Source organism: Azospirillum sp. HJ39, assembly GCF_041507355.1.
GTDB classification, from domain to species: Bacteria; Pseudomonadota; Alphaproteobacteria; order Azospirillales; family Azospirillaceae; genus Azospirillum; species Azospirillum thiophilum.
In genome coordinates this window covers 264,181-277,500 of sequence record NZ_CP167909.1, presented here as the reverse complement: position 1 = coordinate 277,500, position 13,320 = coordinate 264,181, and the positions used below count along the sequence as shown (strand labels likewise).

The window sequence follows — 13,320 nt, the reverse complement described above, 5'->3', positions numbered from 1 at the left end:
AGTTCCCTCAGCACGGGAGGGCGGTCAAAGGAGGATTCCAGAATTCTCCGGGCAAGCCAAACCTGATGGTGATGAGGTTCCTGACTGGACCCTTGCAGGAACGGTTCGCACGATGAGGCTCTGAGCAATCCGAGCGCGGTCAGTTCCAACCCCTTGCCGGTCAAATAGTGATGCCGCGTCAAGCCGTCGAACGGACAGGCGAGAATCTGTGCGACGAGCCCCCGTAGACCGCTGTCGATGTCCTTGCACACCACGATGGACGTGGCGTCCGCGCCACCGCACGGGCGTGAGGCGTTATCACCGGGCATCGCCGCCGGCCCGATCTGGATCACGGCACAACGGGCTTCGATACCGGCACTGCACAGGTGATGCGTCATCGACAGGGACGGCGTATCGACGACGCACAGGGCCGCGGTGTTCAGGTCGAGTTCGGTCGCCCCATCGATCCGCCAGCAAAGCGGCCCATCCAGAACCTGGACGATGGTTCGCCAAGCGCCGACGCCGTGCAACGGCGTCGGTGGCGCAGCGCCCGTCAGGACGCCGGCGCTCAATTGAATGTCCGGGGCGAGCGGCATCGACCAGAACGACCCTGCGGCACCGTCTCGCTGCTGTGGCTCGGAAACGCGATGCCCGATGATGGGAAGAACGGACGTGGGGTGCGTCCCGCCACGGCGTCCTGACGCGTGCATCACGTTTCTCCTCCGGCCGTGGCCTGTTTCGCGATGACGGGCTGTCCGTGCTGAGCCGAACCGTCGCGCAGCCGGTGCAGGCACAGGGCGAACAGCGCGGCCAGAATGACGATGCCGCTCAGGAAGGGCAGGCTTCCGCCAAGCTGGTACAGGCTGGCGCCCACCAGCGGCCCCAGCATGAAGCCGCCGGCCTGCGCGGCGCCGATCAACCCTGCGGCGGCTCCCTGCTCGTGGTCCTCCATGGCAAGGGAAGCCGCGGCGGAAAGACCAGGCATGCACAGTCCCATGGCGCCGCCGATCCCCACCATTCCGAGAATGAAAAGGGGCAACCTGGACGACACGCACAGCGCGCACAGGCCGGCGATGCCCGCCGGCAGCCCGGCCAGCAGCAAGCGGCCGGGCCGCTCGACACGGAGGCGGGACAGCAGGAATTGAACGGCCACGGCGGTCAGGCCGCTGGCCAGGAGGCAGACGCCGACGCTGCGTCCCGTTTCCGACGGCGCCAGATGGAGGCGGTCCTGGACGACGAAGCCGAGGCTTTGCAGGACCATCGCCACGACCAGGAAATAGCCGAGCGCGATGCCGAGCCACAGGCGGAGGCGCGGGTCGTTCGGCTTCAGCATGGCCGCCGCTGCCGAGCGGTGCGGCGCGTGGCGCAGACCGCCGAGGACCGCGACGGCGGCCAGGGCTGCGGCTCCGGCCGCCGCGTAGAGCGGGAAGACCAGCCCCAGCCCGGCGAAGGCGGCGGCGAACAGCGGACCGGCGACCGTTCCCAGGCCATAGGCCGCCGACAGCCGGGCCAAGCCGGCGGTGCGCCGTTCGGGGGGCGTGATGTCGACGATGTGCGCCTGCGCGGCCGGCATGGCCGCCGCCACCGTCGTTCCGAAGCCGACGCGCACGGCCACCAGGGCCAGGAGGCTGGCCAACGGCGTCAGCGTGCCGGCCATCCCGAGATCGAGCACCCAGGCGAACAGCCCGGTGAACAGCGCGTAGCCGGTCAGGCCCAGCACGATCATGCCGCGCCGCCCCCGGCTGTCGCTGAGGCGCCCCCACACCGGACTGGCGGCGATGAAGGCGACACTGGACAGCGAGATGATCAGGCCGATCTGCCAGTCCGACAGGCCGATCGCGCGGCCGGCGGGGGGCAGGGTGGCGAACAGGATCGATTGGCCTGCGGAGACCAGCAGCATGCTGACCAGCAGGATGGCCTGGGGCAGGCGGGAGCGGGAGAGCGGTGCCATCAGAAGCGCACCCCCGCGCCGACGCCGATCACCCGCCCGCGTGCGGGCAGCACCGCGTCGACGTTCGGCCCCAGATGGTTGCCCTGCGTCGCGTATTTGCGGTCGAACAGGTTGTTGGCGAACAGGTAGAGGTCGGCGTTCTCCAGCTCGACGCCGACCCGCGCGTTGACCAGCTGGTAGCCTTTCAGGAGGGTCTGGCTGCCGACGTCGGCGTAACGGTGTCCCTGATGCTGCACCTCCAGCCGGCCCAGCGTGCCGAAGCGCGACGGCAACCCGATTGCGGCGCCGTCGCCCCGGTATTGCAGGGCGAGCGAGGCGTTCATCCGTGGCACGTTGGGCGTGGCGTTGCCGGAGGCGGCGCCGGTCGTAGCCGACAGCGAGGCCGCGACATTCTCCAGATCGGACACCGTGTAGCCGAAGCCGCCAAGCAGATCGAGGCCGGACGTCACGCGCAGGGCGCCCTCCGCTTCGAAACCGTAGCTGCGGACATCGACGTTGGCCGGCTGGAAGGTCGCCGTCCTCGGATTGTAGGCATAGAGCTGTTCGTTGCGCGCCTTGGTGAAGAAGCCGGCGAGAGTCAGGCGGGCCCGCCCGCCCAGGAATTCGTTCTTGCTGCCCAGCTCATAGGTCCAGTAGGTCGCCGACTTGTAGGGCGCGGTCGCTTGGCCGAAGGCGGCGTCGGTGGGGAAGCGCGGAAAGCCGCCGGCCTTGTAGCCGCGCGAAACGGTGGCGTAGATGTTGGAGGTGTCGGTGATGTCATAGGCGAGCGACGCCCGGCCGGTGACGTAATTGTAGGTCAGGTCGCCCGACTGGCGGAATCCCGCGACGGTGCCGGGAAAGCCGTTGCCGGTGAAGGTCGATGCGTATCGTTTCCAGTCGTGATTGAAGCGCAGGCCGCCGGTCGCCTTCAACCGCGCCATAACCGGCACCGTCACCTCGCCGAAGGCCGAGGCGCTGTTCGCGGTCAGATCGACGTCGCGCGTGCCGTTGGTCGAGGCGAAGAAGGCCGATTGGTTGGTGTAGCGCGTGTCGAGATGGCTGTGGGCGTAGTTCAGCCCGGCGACCCAGCTCACCATGCTGGAGGCGGCGGAATTGAGGCGGAATTCCTGGTTGAAGCTGGTCTCGGTCTCGGTCCAGTCACTGAAGTCGGTCTGCGGCTGGAAAAAGGCCACGGGCAGGCCGAACAGGGCGGAGAAGGCCTTGCCTTCATGGTCGTCGGTCAGCAGTTCATTGACCACCCGGTTGGCGCCGGTGGCGGAGGTGAGGGTTCCCCAGCCGAAATCATGGGCAACGGTCAGCGCCGCCCCGGCCGAGCGGCGGTCGACCTTGTTCACCGTCGATGCCTGCTCCGGGTAGTCGGCCTGCTGGCGCAGCACCCAGCCGACCGGGTTCTGCTTGTTGCTTTCCCCCGCCAGTCCCAGCGTGACCGTCGTCCGGTCGGAGGGCGTGAGGACGAGGGAGCCGCGTCCGGCGAAATTCCGATGGTCGCCGCGGTCGCTGCCGTAAAGGTTGGGGACATAGCCGTCGGCGCTCCATTGCTTGAGCGCGAGGCGCGCGGCCAGCCGGCCGGGAACCAGCGGCCCGGAGGCGACACCCTGGATCGAGCGCGTTCCATCGCCGCCGATCTCGCCGCGCAGCGAGAATTCCGGCTCCGTGCCGGGCTTGCGCGTGGTGATGTTGATGGCGCCGGCCGCGCTGTTGCGGCCGTAGAGCGTCCCCTGCGGGCCGCGCAGCACCTCCGCCCGGTCGATGTCCAGATAGATCAGGTCGGATCCGAAGAAGGGCTGCGGAATGCCGTCGACATAGGTGACGACGGAGCTGTCGTCCGGCCCGAGCGGCTGGGTGACCGGCCCGATGCCGCGGATCGTGTAATAGGTCGCCCGGCTGTCCCCGAGATCGTTCGACATCATGTTGGGGACGCTGCGGAACAGATCCTCGGAACTGTCGATGCGCGCGTCCTCCAGCGTCTGTCCGTCCACCACGGTGAGGGACAGGGGCACGTCGCGCGGATTTTCCTGACGCTTGCGGGCGGTCACCGAGATTTCCGGCAAGGCGATGGCGGCCGCTGCGGCCTCCTCGGCCCGCCCGGTGCCGGGCATGGCGCCGCAGGCCACGATGGTGGCGAGCAGGAGCGGGGTGGGGCGGTGCGCTTTCTTCTTCGGCGGACGCATGGAGGTATCCTGGCTGGAATGGAGGACGGAGGCTTGCGGTCAGGATCGGGGGGCGGTCCGCTCCAGGCGGCTGTGCGCCCACGCCATGGCCGTGTCGGTGTCGGGGATCACGGCCACGGGGTAGGGGTAGGCCGCCGCCGCTTTGGCGACCTGTCGAACGGCGTCGTCGTGGGCCGGGCCGGGTGGGATCACCATCGCCATGCCGCCGCACAGACGGGCCAGCCGGTCGCGGTCGCTCTTGAACCAGAGGGCGAAGGACCGTTCCGCCTCCCGCGGAAGGGCCGGCGACCCGCCTTCGCTGATGATGACGTACGGGCGTTCGCCATCCAGCAGACGGATCAGGCCGTCGATCAGTGCCTTCGCCTCCTCCGTGTCGAGCGGGCGGGCGGGCGGGCGCAGCCACACCAGCGGAAAGGACCGCGTGTCGAGAATCGGTGTCGTCGTCATGATCTTGATCCGGGGGAGCCGGCGGACCGGAATGGTCGGACCGGATTGGTCGGCGGCTTCAGTTGCGAACTATTATCAACTGAGGCCGACTATGAGGCGGAGCGGCTGCGATGGCAATCGACCAGGCTTATGCGCGCGGGCGGATTTCCTATGCGCAAAGCCGGTCGGCGTCCGGAGGAGTTCGCGTCAGGGTTCGGGCGCGCCAGGGGGCGTGGTGTGGCGGGTCGTCGGTCAGCGGCGGATGGTGCCGGGGGCGTGACCGAAGCGGCGGCGGAAGGCGGTGGTGAAGTTGCTGGGATGCCGGTATCCGACATAGGCGGCGGCCTGGGATACGCTCCATCCTCCTTCGATCAGGCTGCGTGCCCGGTCCAGCCGGATGTCGCGCAGCGTGTCGAAGACGGATCGGCCGAAGGCGGCACGGAACCGTTCCTTCAGCACCGTCACGCTGACGCCGGCATCGCAGGCCAGCTTGGCCAGCGTGTGATCGGCGTCGGGTTCGGCCAGCAGCCGGTCGCGCACCCGGACCATGCGGGCCAGATCCGCCGGGCGGAGCGGGGAGGCGGCGGCGGGTGTCGCGGCCATGGGGCGCAGGGCCTCGGTCATCAGTTCGAGCGTGACCATTTCCCGGTGCAGGCGGTCGAGCGCCGGGACCGGCGTCCGCCGGTCCATCGTGTGCAGCCGGGCCTTCAGCGCCGCCGACGGGATCCAATGGTGCAGCCGGGCCGGGCCGCCGCGCGGCGGCCGCATGTGCGCGACCTCGTTCTCCTCCAGCCAGTCCTGCCGGGCAAAGGCGGCGACGGTGGAGTAATGGACGCCGCGTGCCTGCTTGCCGGTGAACAGGAGGGGGCTGTCGATGTAGAGATTCAGCGCCGTGCCGGCTCGGGTGGCGATATCGCCGCAGCCTTCGACCCAGCCCTCCACCGGGCCGTCCAGCACCACGCTGACCAGCAGGCCGGGTTTCATCTCCGCTTCCGCCTCGAAATCATGGAGATGGATGATGTCGGAGCGGGTCAGGGTCAGGCCCGGCTGCAGCACGTCCACGCCGATCGACCCGGTCAGCAGGGCGCAGGAATTCCCGCTGCCGCGATCGAGGCCGGCCACCGACAGGCGGCGGTAGCGGTAGCCGAACCGCTCGGCCATCGCATGATGGTCGTCGGAGGAATAGTGGGTCGGCGTGCCGATGGTGTCGCTCATGAGCACAGCATAGGGGCCCAATTCTGCGACTGCAAATCATTCGCAAATTTCTGGCGCGGCGGACTCCGGTCCGGTCAGACGCCAGTCATGGGCGGCGCCCTGCACCGTCCAAAGCCGGCGGTAGAGCCCATCCGCCGCCAGCAAGGCCTCGTGGCTGCCCTGCTGGGCGATCCGTCCGCCGTCCAGCACAAGGATGTGGTCGACCTCCCGGACGGTCCACAGGCGGTGGGCGATCACGATCACCGTCCGGCCCCGGCACAGGGCGTTGATGGCCTGCTGGATCTGCGCCTCGTTGTCGAGGTCGAGGCTGGAGGTCGCCTCGTCCAGGATCAGCACCGGGGCGTCCTTCAACAGGGCGCGGGCGATGGCGATCCGCTGACGCTCCCCGCCGGACAGGGTGGCGCCGCCGTCCGACAGCCGCGTGGCGTAGCCACCGGGCAGGGCCCGGATGCGGTCGTGGATGCAGGCCGCGCGGGCCGCCGCCTCGACCTCGGCGTCGCCGGCGTCCGGCCGACCAAGACGGATGTTGTCGGCGACGGTCATGTCGAACAGGACCACCTCCTGGAGCACCATGCTGACCGTGCGGTTCAGCGTGTCGCCGTCCATGTCGCGCACATCGACGCCGCCGATGCGGACGCTGCCCCGCTCCACATCCCACAGCCGGGCGACCAGCCGGGCCAGCGTGCTCTTGCCCGATCCCGAGGGGCCGACCAGGGCCGTCACCGACCCGGCTGGAAGATGGACCCCGATGCCGTTCAGAGCCGGGGCGCCGTCCGGGATGTCGTCGTAGCGGAAGACGACGTCCTCCAGAGTCACCGAGGCGTCGATGGGGTGGCGGCCCGCCGCCGGTTCCGGCATGGCGGGCTCCCGTGCAAGCGCGCGGATCTCGGCCAGGACCGCGCGGGACAGCCGCAGCCCGGCCAGGAACACGCCCAGATCGGTCAGGGCCGCGCACAACCGGGCGGTGACCAGCAGGGCCAGCAGGAACGGCACGGCCTCCAGCCGCCCGGCGTCCCACAGCAGCCCGCCGGCCAGGGTGACGGACGCCAGCCCGAGTCCGACCATCAGGCCGTAGAGCGACAGGGCCGGCGCGGCTGCGGCCTCGGCGGCCCGCGAGTCCCGTTCCAGCGCGATCAGGTCGCGGTCCACGGCGGCGCGGCGCCGGCCGGCGCTGTCGAATCCGCGCAGGTCGCGGGCGCCCTGGGCCATCTCCACGACTCCCGTCACCGCCCGTTCCCTGGACGCCATCACCCGCGCCGCGGCCCGGTCCAGAATGGCATGACTCCACGGGATGGTGAGGGCGGCGAGCGGCAGCACCGCCAGCAGCAACAGCGCCAGCCGGCCGTCGATCCAGGCGAGCAGAAGCCACAGCAGCGCCGGCAGGGCGCTGTTGGTGACGACCAGCCCCCAGACATGGGTGATGATGTCCTGGTACTGGGAGAAGCGGCTGGTCAGCAGTTCGGCCAGGGCGGCGTCGCGATGGCGGAGCACGCGTCCGACCGGCAGCCGGGCCAGATGGTCGGCGACGTTCAGCCGGGCGTCCGCCACCAGACCGTAGCTGCCGGCGAAATTGTCGAGCAGGGCGTGGGCGCGCAGCCACACGCCGAGCGGCAGGGCCGCCGCGAGCAGGAGGGCGCCGAGCCAAGGGGATCGCCACGGCGCCGTTTCCCCGCCGTCCCCTCCGGCGGCCAGCGCCGGCAGGACGACGGCCAGCACCGCATAGGGCAGCGCATCCACCGCCGCCGCCAGGACGCCGGTCAGAAAGCCGCGGCGCAGCCGGGGCTCGGAGCGGCCGGCGAGATCGAAACCGAGGCGGGACAGGATCATGGCCGGACCTCCGTCGCTGCGGCGGCGTTGCCGCGCAGGCTCCAGCGCGCCGCGTCGTCCTGCGCCCGGCGCAGGGCGGCGTAGGTCGGCGACACGCGCAGCAGCGTGGCGTGCGATCCGCTGGCCTCGACACGGCCCCCGCACAGGACGACGATGCGGTCGGCCCGTTCGATGGTCGCGAGCCGGTGGGCGATGACCAGCACCGTGCGCCCACGCGCCAGCGTGGCCAGAGCGCGCTGGACCTCATGCTCGGTCTGCGGGTCGGCGTGGGCGGTCGCCTCGTCGAGGATCAGGATCGGGGCGTCCTTCAGGATGGCGCGGGCGATGGCGATGCGCTGGCGCTCGCCGCCGGACAGCCGGGCGCCACGGTCGCCGACCGGCGTGTCGTACCCCTGGGGAAGGGCGCGGATGAAGCCGTCGGCGCCGGCGGCCTTGGCGGCGGCCGTGACCTCCGCGTCGGTCGCGCCGGGGCGGGCGAGGCGGATGTTGTCGGCCAGACTGCCGTGGAACAGCACCGGATCCTGGAAGACGGTGGAGAGCCGTCCGGCGAGATCGGCCGGATCCATCCGCCGGATGTCGGCGCCGCCGATGGTGATCCGTCCCTCCGTGCAGTCCAGTGCCCGGCCCAGCAGGCGCGCCAGCGTGGTCTTTCCGGCGCCCGACGGGCCGACCAGCGCGGTGATGCGCCCCTCGGCCAGGGTGAGGGACGCACCGGCCAGCGCCACGGTGCCATCCGCGTGGGTGAAGCCGGCGGACTCGAAGCGCACCGTGTTGCCGTCCGGCCGTTCGGGAGTGTCGACGACGGGAAGACAGGGCTCGGCCAGGAGCGCGGCGATCCGGTCGAGACAGGCGGCGAGCTGTCGCAGGCCGTTGGCGGCGAGGACCACGCGCGTCAGCGGCAGCGTCAGCACCCCGCCGAGCGCCAGGAACAGCATCAGGTCGGCCAGCGTCAGCGAGCCCCCGGCGTGCAGCAGAAGGCCCGCCGGCAGGATGGCGGCGAGGTTGAAGGACAGGGCGAGGCCGAACAGGGCGTAGGGGTAGCGGGACCGGCGGGTGATCGACACGGCAAGGTCGCGGAGGTCGTGGACGGCCCGCCGCACGCCCTCCAGGCTGCGCGCCTGACGGTTGAAGGCTTTCAGCGTGGCGATCCCCTGCACATAGGCGAGCAGGCGCTCGTTGGCGGCGGCCTCGGTCCCGCTCCACCGCGTGAACAGTGCGGAGGAGCCGGCGGCCATGCGCGCCTGCGCCGCCACGGCGAGCGGCAGCAGAGCCAGCGACGCCAGGGCCATGCGCCAATCGAACCAGGCGAGCAGGCACCCGGCGACCAGCGGCAGCCCGAGCCCCGACACCAGATCGGGCAGCGTGTGGGCGAGCACGCCGTTGATCCGCCCGACATCGTCGATCAGCGTCTTCTTCAGCGCGCCGCCCTGCCCGTCGAGCCGGGCGAGCGGCATGCGGCCGATGTGATCGAGCAGCCGCTGGCGAAGCGTCCGTTCGACGCGAAAGGCGGCGGCGTGGCCGATGATGCCGCCGCCGGCCTGGGCGGCAAAGCGCAGCAGCGCTCCGGCCAGACCGGCCAGCGCCAGTTCTGGAATGCCGATCTGTTCTGCGCTTCCGGCGGTGGGGTCGATGAGGATCACCGCGATCCGCCAGATCACCAGATAGGGAACCAGTTCCAGCAGGGTTCCGGTCAGGGCCAGCGCCGCCGACAGGATGATCTGGCGGCGGACGGGACGCAGCGCGTCGAGCAGAACGGCCAGACCCGGACTTCCGCATCCGGAACCGTGGGGGTCGGGGCTGCGGGGCGCGGACCGGGATGGCTTGGGCGCGAGATCCGCCATGTCCATGGCTGCAGAACCTATCCAGTGACGGACAAACGCCGACGCCCTCACGCCACGGGGAGCGGGGTTCGACGGGTTGGGTGCGGTGGTTGTGGTGATCGATCGCGGAAAACTATCAGCCGGCGTTTCTGATGAGCAAGGCGACAGGCTTTCGATTCTGTCCGTATTTGTTTTGAAAATGGCGCTCGGCTCAGAAAGTCCCGATCGCGTCGGCGCCGGGCGGGATCGCGGCGGCGCGGTTCCGGAGCGGCCGCTATCACCACGCCATCCCGGCGGTCTTTGTCCGACCGCCGCATCGTGGACGAGGTGACGGATGGCGACGGGCCGGAATGCTGAGAAGAGGGGTGGCGGAACGGCGCACGGGCAAAACCGCCTGTTGCGCCTGGCGGATGGGCACGGGATGGCCCTGTCTGCCGCCTGCGGGCTGTCGGTGGCGGCGGCGCTGTGCGGGCTGGTGCCGTTCTGGGGAGTATACGAAATTCTCCAGGCGACGACGGATGGAGACAGCCCAGCCGATCCCCACGCGGTTCTCGGCTGGGCGGCGGCCGTCGCGGCGGCGCTGATCGGCCGGCATCTGTGCGCCGCCCTGTCCACCGGGCTGGCCCATCGCGTCGGTTTCGACATCCTGCACGCCGTCCGCGCGGCGCTGATCGCCAAGACGCAGCGCCTGCCGCTGGGCTTCTTCCTCGACCGGCCGGTGGGGCGGTTGAGCCATGTCTTCCAGGAGCAGGTCGAGATCCTGGAGCTGTTCTTCAGCCATCAGCTTCCCGACATGGTGGCGGCGCTGGCGGCGCCGCTGCTGTGCCTGACGGTGATGGCGCTGATCGACTGGCGGCTCGCCGTTGCGGCGCTGGGCATCCTGCCGCTGGCCTGGGCCGGCAACGCCTGGATGATGCGCGGCCACGGTCCCCGCATCGGCGCCTATTTCGGCCTGATCCGGACCATCAACGCCGAGGCGGTGCAGTTCATCCAGGGCATGGAGCTCGTGCGCTCCTTCACGGTCCGGGGCGGGGCCGGCAGCGGGTTGGGCGGGCGGCTGGTCGATGCCATCGAGGCGTTCCGCCGCTTCGCCCTGGAGTGGCAGACGCGCTGGCTGCCCGGCTGGTCGCTCTATGCGGTGGGGGCGGGGACGGCCCCGCTGTTCGTGGCGCCGCTCGGGCTGTGGCTGCATGGGCGGGGCGAGTTGGAGGCGCCGGCCTTCCTCGCGGCGCTGCTGCTGTCCGGCCTGCTCGGTCCTCCCCTGCAGAAGGTGACGATCTACGGCGAGCTGTACCAGAGGGTCCGCAAGGCGGAGGAGGCAATCGCCGCCATCCTCGACGCTCCCGAACCGCCGGTGTCGGTGACCGGTTCCGAGCCGGTGCGGGAGGGACGCGCCTTTGCCGTCGCGTTCGATGCCGTCAGCTTCGACCATGGCGGCAAGCCGGCGTTGAGGGAGGTGAGCTTCACCGCTCCGGCGGGCGGGATTACGGCGCTGGTCGGCCCGTCCGGCGCGGGCAAGAGCACGGCGGCGCACCTCGTCGGCCGTTTCTGGGACGTCGGGGAGGGCGCCATCCGCATCGGCGGCGCCGACATCCGGACGATCCCGCCCGAGCGGCTGAAGGCCATGGTCTCCTTCGTCTTCCAGGACAGCACCCTGTTCAACGGCAGCGTGCTCGACAATCTGCGCATGGGGAGGCCGGACGCCGACCGTGAGACGGTCGCCGCCGCCGCGCGGGCCGCGCGCTGCCACGATCTGATCGCGGCGCTGCCCGAGGGCTACGACACCCCGGTGGGGGAGGGCGGCGCGCGGTTCAGCGGCGGCGAGCGCCAGCGCATCGCCATCGCCCGCGCCATCCTGAAGGACGCGCCGATCCTGATCCTCGACGAGCCGACCGCCTTCGCCGACGCCGAGAACGAGGCGCTGATCCAGGAGGCACTGTCCGGCCTGATGGCCGGCCGCACGGCGATCGTCATCGCCCACAGGCTGGACAGCGTGCGCCATGCCGACCGCATCGTGGTGATGGAGGACGGCCGTGTCGCCGCCGCCGGCCGGCACGACGACCTGATGGCCGCCTGCCCGCTCTACCGCGACCTGACCGACCGGCAGGCCGAGGTTCTCCGCTGGCGCCTTCCCGGCACCCAGTCCGATGTCCGGTCCGGTTTCGAGCAGGAGGCGTGATCGCATGCTGATCGTGAAGCTTTTCCGGCTGGCCGTGCCGGAACGCGGCCTGCTGGCCGCCGCCGGCGCCGCCAAATTCGCCGAGATGCTGGCCGCCGCCGTGCCGCTGGGCGTGGTCTATTGGCTGGCGCGGGGCCTGCTGTCCGGTGGCGCCCTTCCATCGCCGGGCGTCGTCGCGCTGGTGCTGGCCGGCGCCTTCGCCGCGCAGGGGGTGCTGTTCTACGGTGCGACGCGGCTGGGGGCGGAGGCCGGGACGCGGCTGACCTGCCGGCTGCGGCTCGACCTCGCGCGGCAGCTGCGGCGTTTGCCGCTGGGCGAGGTCAAGCGGCGCGACAGCGGCGACCTGACCGCCCTGCTGATGCAGGACGTGACCACCATCGAGCAGGTTCCCTCGCTGATCTTCGGCCGCACCGTCGCCGGGCTGGCGATGACGGCGATCCTGCTGGCGGGCTGCGCCTGGGTGGACGCGCGGCTGGCCGGGTTGCTGGTGCTGGGAATTCCCGTCGCCGTCCTGGTCCAGCGCCGGTCGTCCCGCCGGCTGGCGCGCGAGGCGGCGCAGGGCGCGGCGTGGCGTGGCCGGATGGGCGGGGCCGTGCTGGAACTCCTCCAGGGGATGCGTGTCGTCAAGGGCTTCGACCCCGGCTTGCCGGTGGGACGGCTCGAACGGGCGACGGCGGGGCACCGCGATGCGGCGAAGGGGCTGACCGCCACCTATGTCCGCGCCTCGATGGGCTTCCCGGTGCTGCTCGACGCCGGGGCGCTGGCGGCCGGGGCCTGGGCGGTGCATGGGCTGCTGGGCGGCGGGCTCGACCCGGCGCAGTTCCTGCTGGTCTGGTTCGTCGCGCTCCGCGTCTTCGCCCCCGTTCACGAGTTCACCGAGTTCGCGGCCATGCTGGAGCTGATGGACGCGTCGCTGACCCGCATCCAGGCCGTCCTGACGGAACCCGTCCTGCCCGAACCCGCAAGCCCCCGGAGTCCCGAGCGGTTCGACATGGCCTTCGACCGCGTCGGCTTCCGGCAGGGCGGCGATGCCATCCTGACGGAGGTGTCCTTCGCCGTGCCGCAGGGCGGGGTGGTCGCGGTGGTCGGGCCGTCGGGCGCCGGGAAAAGCACGCTGCTGCGCCTGCTGACCCGCTCCTGGGACGTGACGGAGGGCGCCATCCGCATCGGCGGCGTCGATCTGCGCGACATGGACGAGGAGACGCGGGCCTCCTGCCTCGCCGTGGTGTCGCAGGAGGTGTTCCTGATCGCCGGCACGCTGCGCGAGAACATCCGGATCGGCCGCCCCGACGCGCCGGACGATGCGGTGACCGCCGCCGCCGAGGCGGCCCAGTGCCACGGCTTCATCACCGCCCTGCCGCAGGGCTACGACACGGTTCTGGGCGACCGTGGGCACACCCTGTCGGGCGGCGAGCGGCAGCGTGTCGCGCTCGCCCGCGCCATCCTGAAGGACGCGCCCATCGTCCTGCTGGACGAGGCGACGTCGGCGCTGGACCCGCGCAACGAGGCGCTGGCCCAGCGGGCGCTGGGCGCGCTGCTGCCCGGCAAGACGGTGCTGGTGGTGGCCCACCGCCTGCGCTCCGTCGCCGAGGCCGATTCCATCCTGGTGCTGGAGCGCGGCCGGATCGTCGAGCAGGGACCTCACGCCGCGCTGATCGGGCGGAACGGCGCCTATGCCCGGCTGTGGGCGCGTTATGAAAACATGCTGGGTTGGCGGGGCCTGCCGTGAGAGGCACATGCGAATGAATCGCA

The 13,320-nt window shown here is 71.1% G+C and carries 9 protein-coding genes (1 of these 9 only partly in view); 2 read left to right on the top strand and 7 right to left on the bottom strand.

From position 1 onward, the window contains the following. The 7 genes from ABMY26_RS08710 to ABMY26_RS08680 form a co-directional block, all read right to left on the bottom strand. On the bottom strand, window positions 1-575 hold the 5' portion of the coding sequence (locus ABMY26_RS08710; RefSeq protein ID WP_372395882.1) for a helix-turn-helix domain-containing protein. 265 nt of this gene lie to the left of the window's left edge; 575 of the gene's 840 nt are visible here — the first part of the coding sequence; it begins with the start codon at window positions 573-575; its stop codon lies beyond the left edge, outside the window. Between the two features lie 113 nt (window positions 576-688). Continuing rightward, window positions 689-1,930 carry an MFS transporter gene (locus ABMY26_RS08705; RefSeq protein WP_372395881.1) on the bottom strand — a complete coding sequence of 414 codons (1,242 nt, stop codon included), beginning with the start codon at window positions 1,928-1,930 and terminating at the stop codon, window positions 689-691. Continuing rightward, window positions 1,930-4,101, bottom strand: a complete 2,172-nt coding sequence (locus ABMY26_RS08700) for a TonB-dependent receptor (RefSeq protein WP_372395880.1) — start codon at window positions 4,099-4,101, stop codon at window positions 1,930-1,932. Before ABMY26_RS08700 ends, ABMY26_RS08705 begins: the two co-directional genes overlap by 1 nt. 39 nt (window positions 4,102-4,140) lie before the next feature. Further along, window positions 4,141-4,548: a hypothetical protein gene (locus ABMY26_RS08695; RefSeq protein WP_372395879.1), complete on the bottom strand. Its 408-nt coding sequence runs from the start codon at window positions 4,546-4,548 to the stop codon at window positions 4,141-4,143. 231 nt (window positions 4,549-4,779) lie between these two features. Continuing rightward, window positions 4,780-5,742 carry a helix-turn-helix transcriptional regulator gene (locus tag ABMY26_RS08690; RefSeq protein ID WP_372395878.1) on the bottom strand — a complete coding sequence of 321 codons (963 nt, stop codon included), beginning with the start codon at window positions 5,740-5,742 and terminating at the stop codon, window positions 4,780-4,782. A gap of 36 nt (window positions 5,743-5,778) precedes the next feature. Then, a complete protein-coding gene (locus ABMY26_RS08685) occupies window positions 5,779-7,569 on the bottom strand; it encodes an ABC transporter ATP-binding protein (protein WP_372395877.1) in 1,791 nt (596 codons plus the stop codon). Next, entirely contained in the window at window positions 7,566-9,416 is a 1,851-nt protein-coding gene (locus ABMY26_RS08680) for an ABC transporter ATP-binding protein (protein ID WP_372395876.1), read from the bottom strand. Before ABMY26_RS08680 ends, ABMY26_RS08685 begins: the two co-directional genes overlap by 4 nt. Before the next feature lie 394 nt (window positions 9,417-9,810). On the opposite strand from ABMY26_RS08680, the gene ABMY26_RS08675 reads away from it, so the two are divergent. Continuing rightward, the gene (locus ABMY26_RS08675) at window positions 9,811-11,568 is read left to right on the top strand and encodes an ABC transporter ATP-binding protein (protein WP_372395875.1); all 1,758 of its coding nucleotides are present in this window, start codon (window positions 9,811-9,813) and stop codon (window positions 11,566-11,568) included. A gap of 4 nt (window positions 11,569-11,572) precedes the next feature. After that, complete coding sequence (locus ABMY26_RS08670; protein ID WP_372395874.1) at window positions 11,573-13,297, top strand: ABC transporter ATP-binding protein; 1,725 nt, start codon at window positions 11,573-11,575, stop codon at window positions 13,295-13,297. The last annotated feature ends 23 nt before the right edge of the window (window positions 13,298-13,320 follow it).

Bases quoted from the DNA above. Each gene is read 5' to 3' on its own strand.
- ABMY26_RS08705 (WP_372395881.1), bottom strand. From the start codon at position 1,930: ATGGCACCGCTCTCCCGCTCCCGCCTGCCCCAGGCCATCCTGCTGGTC.
- ABMY26_RS08700 (WP_372395880.1), bottom strand. From the start codon at position 4,101: ATGCGTCCGCCGAAGAAGAAAGCGCACCGCCCCACCCCGCTCCTGCTC.
- ABMY26_RS08695 (WP_372395879.1), bottom strand. From the start codon at position 4,548: ATGACGACGACACCGATTCTCGACACGCGGTCCTTTCCGCTGGTGTGG.
- ABMY26_RS08690 (WP_372395878.1), bottom strand. From the start codon at position 5,742: ATGAGCGACACCATCGGCACGCCGACCCACTATTCCTCCGACGACCAT.
- ABMY26_RS08685 (WP_372395877.1), bottom strand. From the start codon at position 7,569: ATGATCCTGTCCCGCCTCGGTTTCGATCTCGCCGGCCGCTCCGAGCCC.
- ABMY26_RS08680 (WP_372395876.1), bottom strand. From the start codon at position 9,416: ATGGACATGGCGGATCTCGCGCCCAAGCCATCCCGGTCCGCGCCCCGC.
- ABMY26_RS08675 (WP_372395875.1), top strand. From the start codon at position 9,811: ATGGCCCTGTCTGCCGCCTGCGGGCTGTCGGTGGCGGCGGCGCTGTGC.
- ABMY26_RS08670 (WP_372395874.1), top strand. From the start codon at position 11,573: ATGCTGATCGTGAAGCTTTTCCGGCTGGCCGTGCCGGAACGCGGCCTG.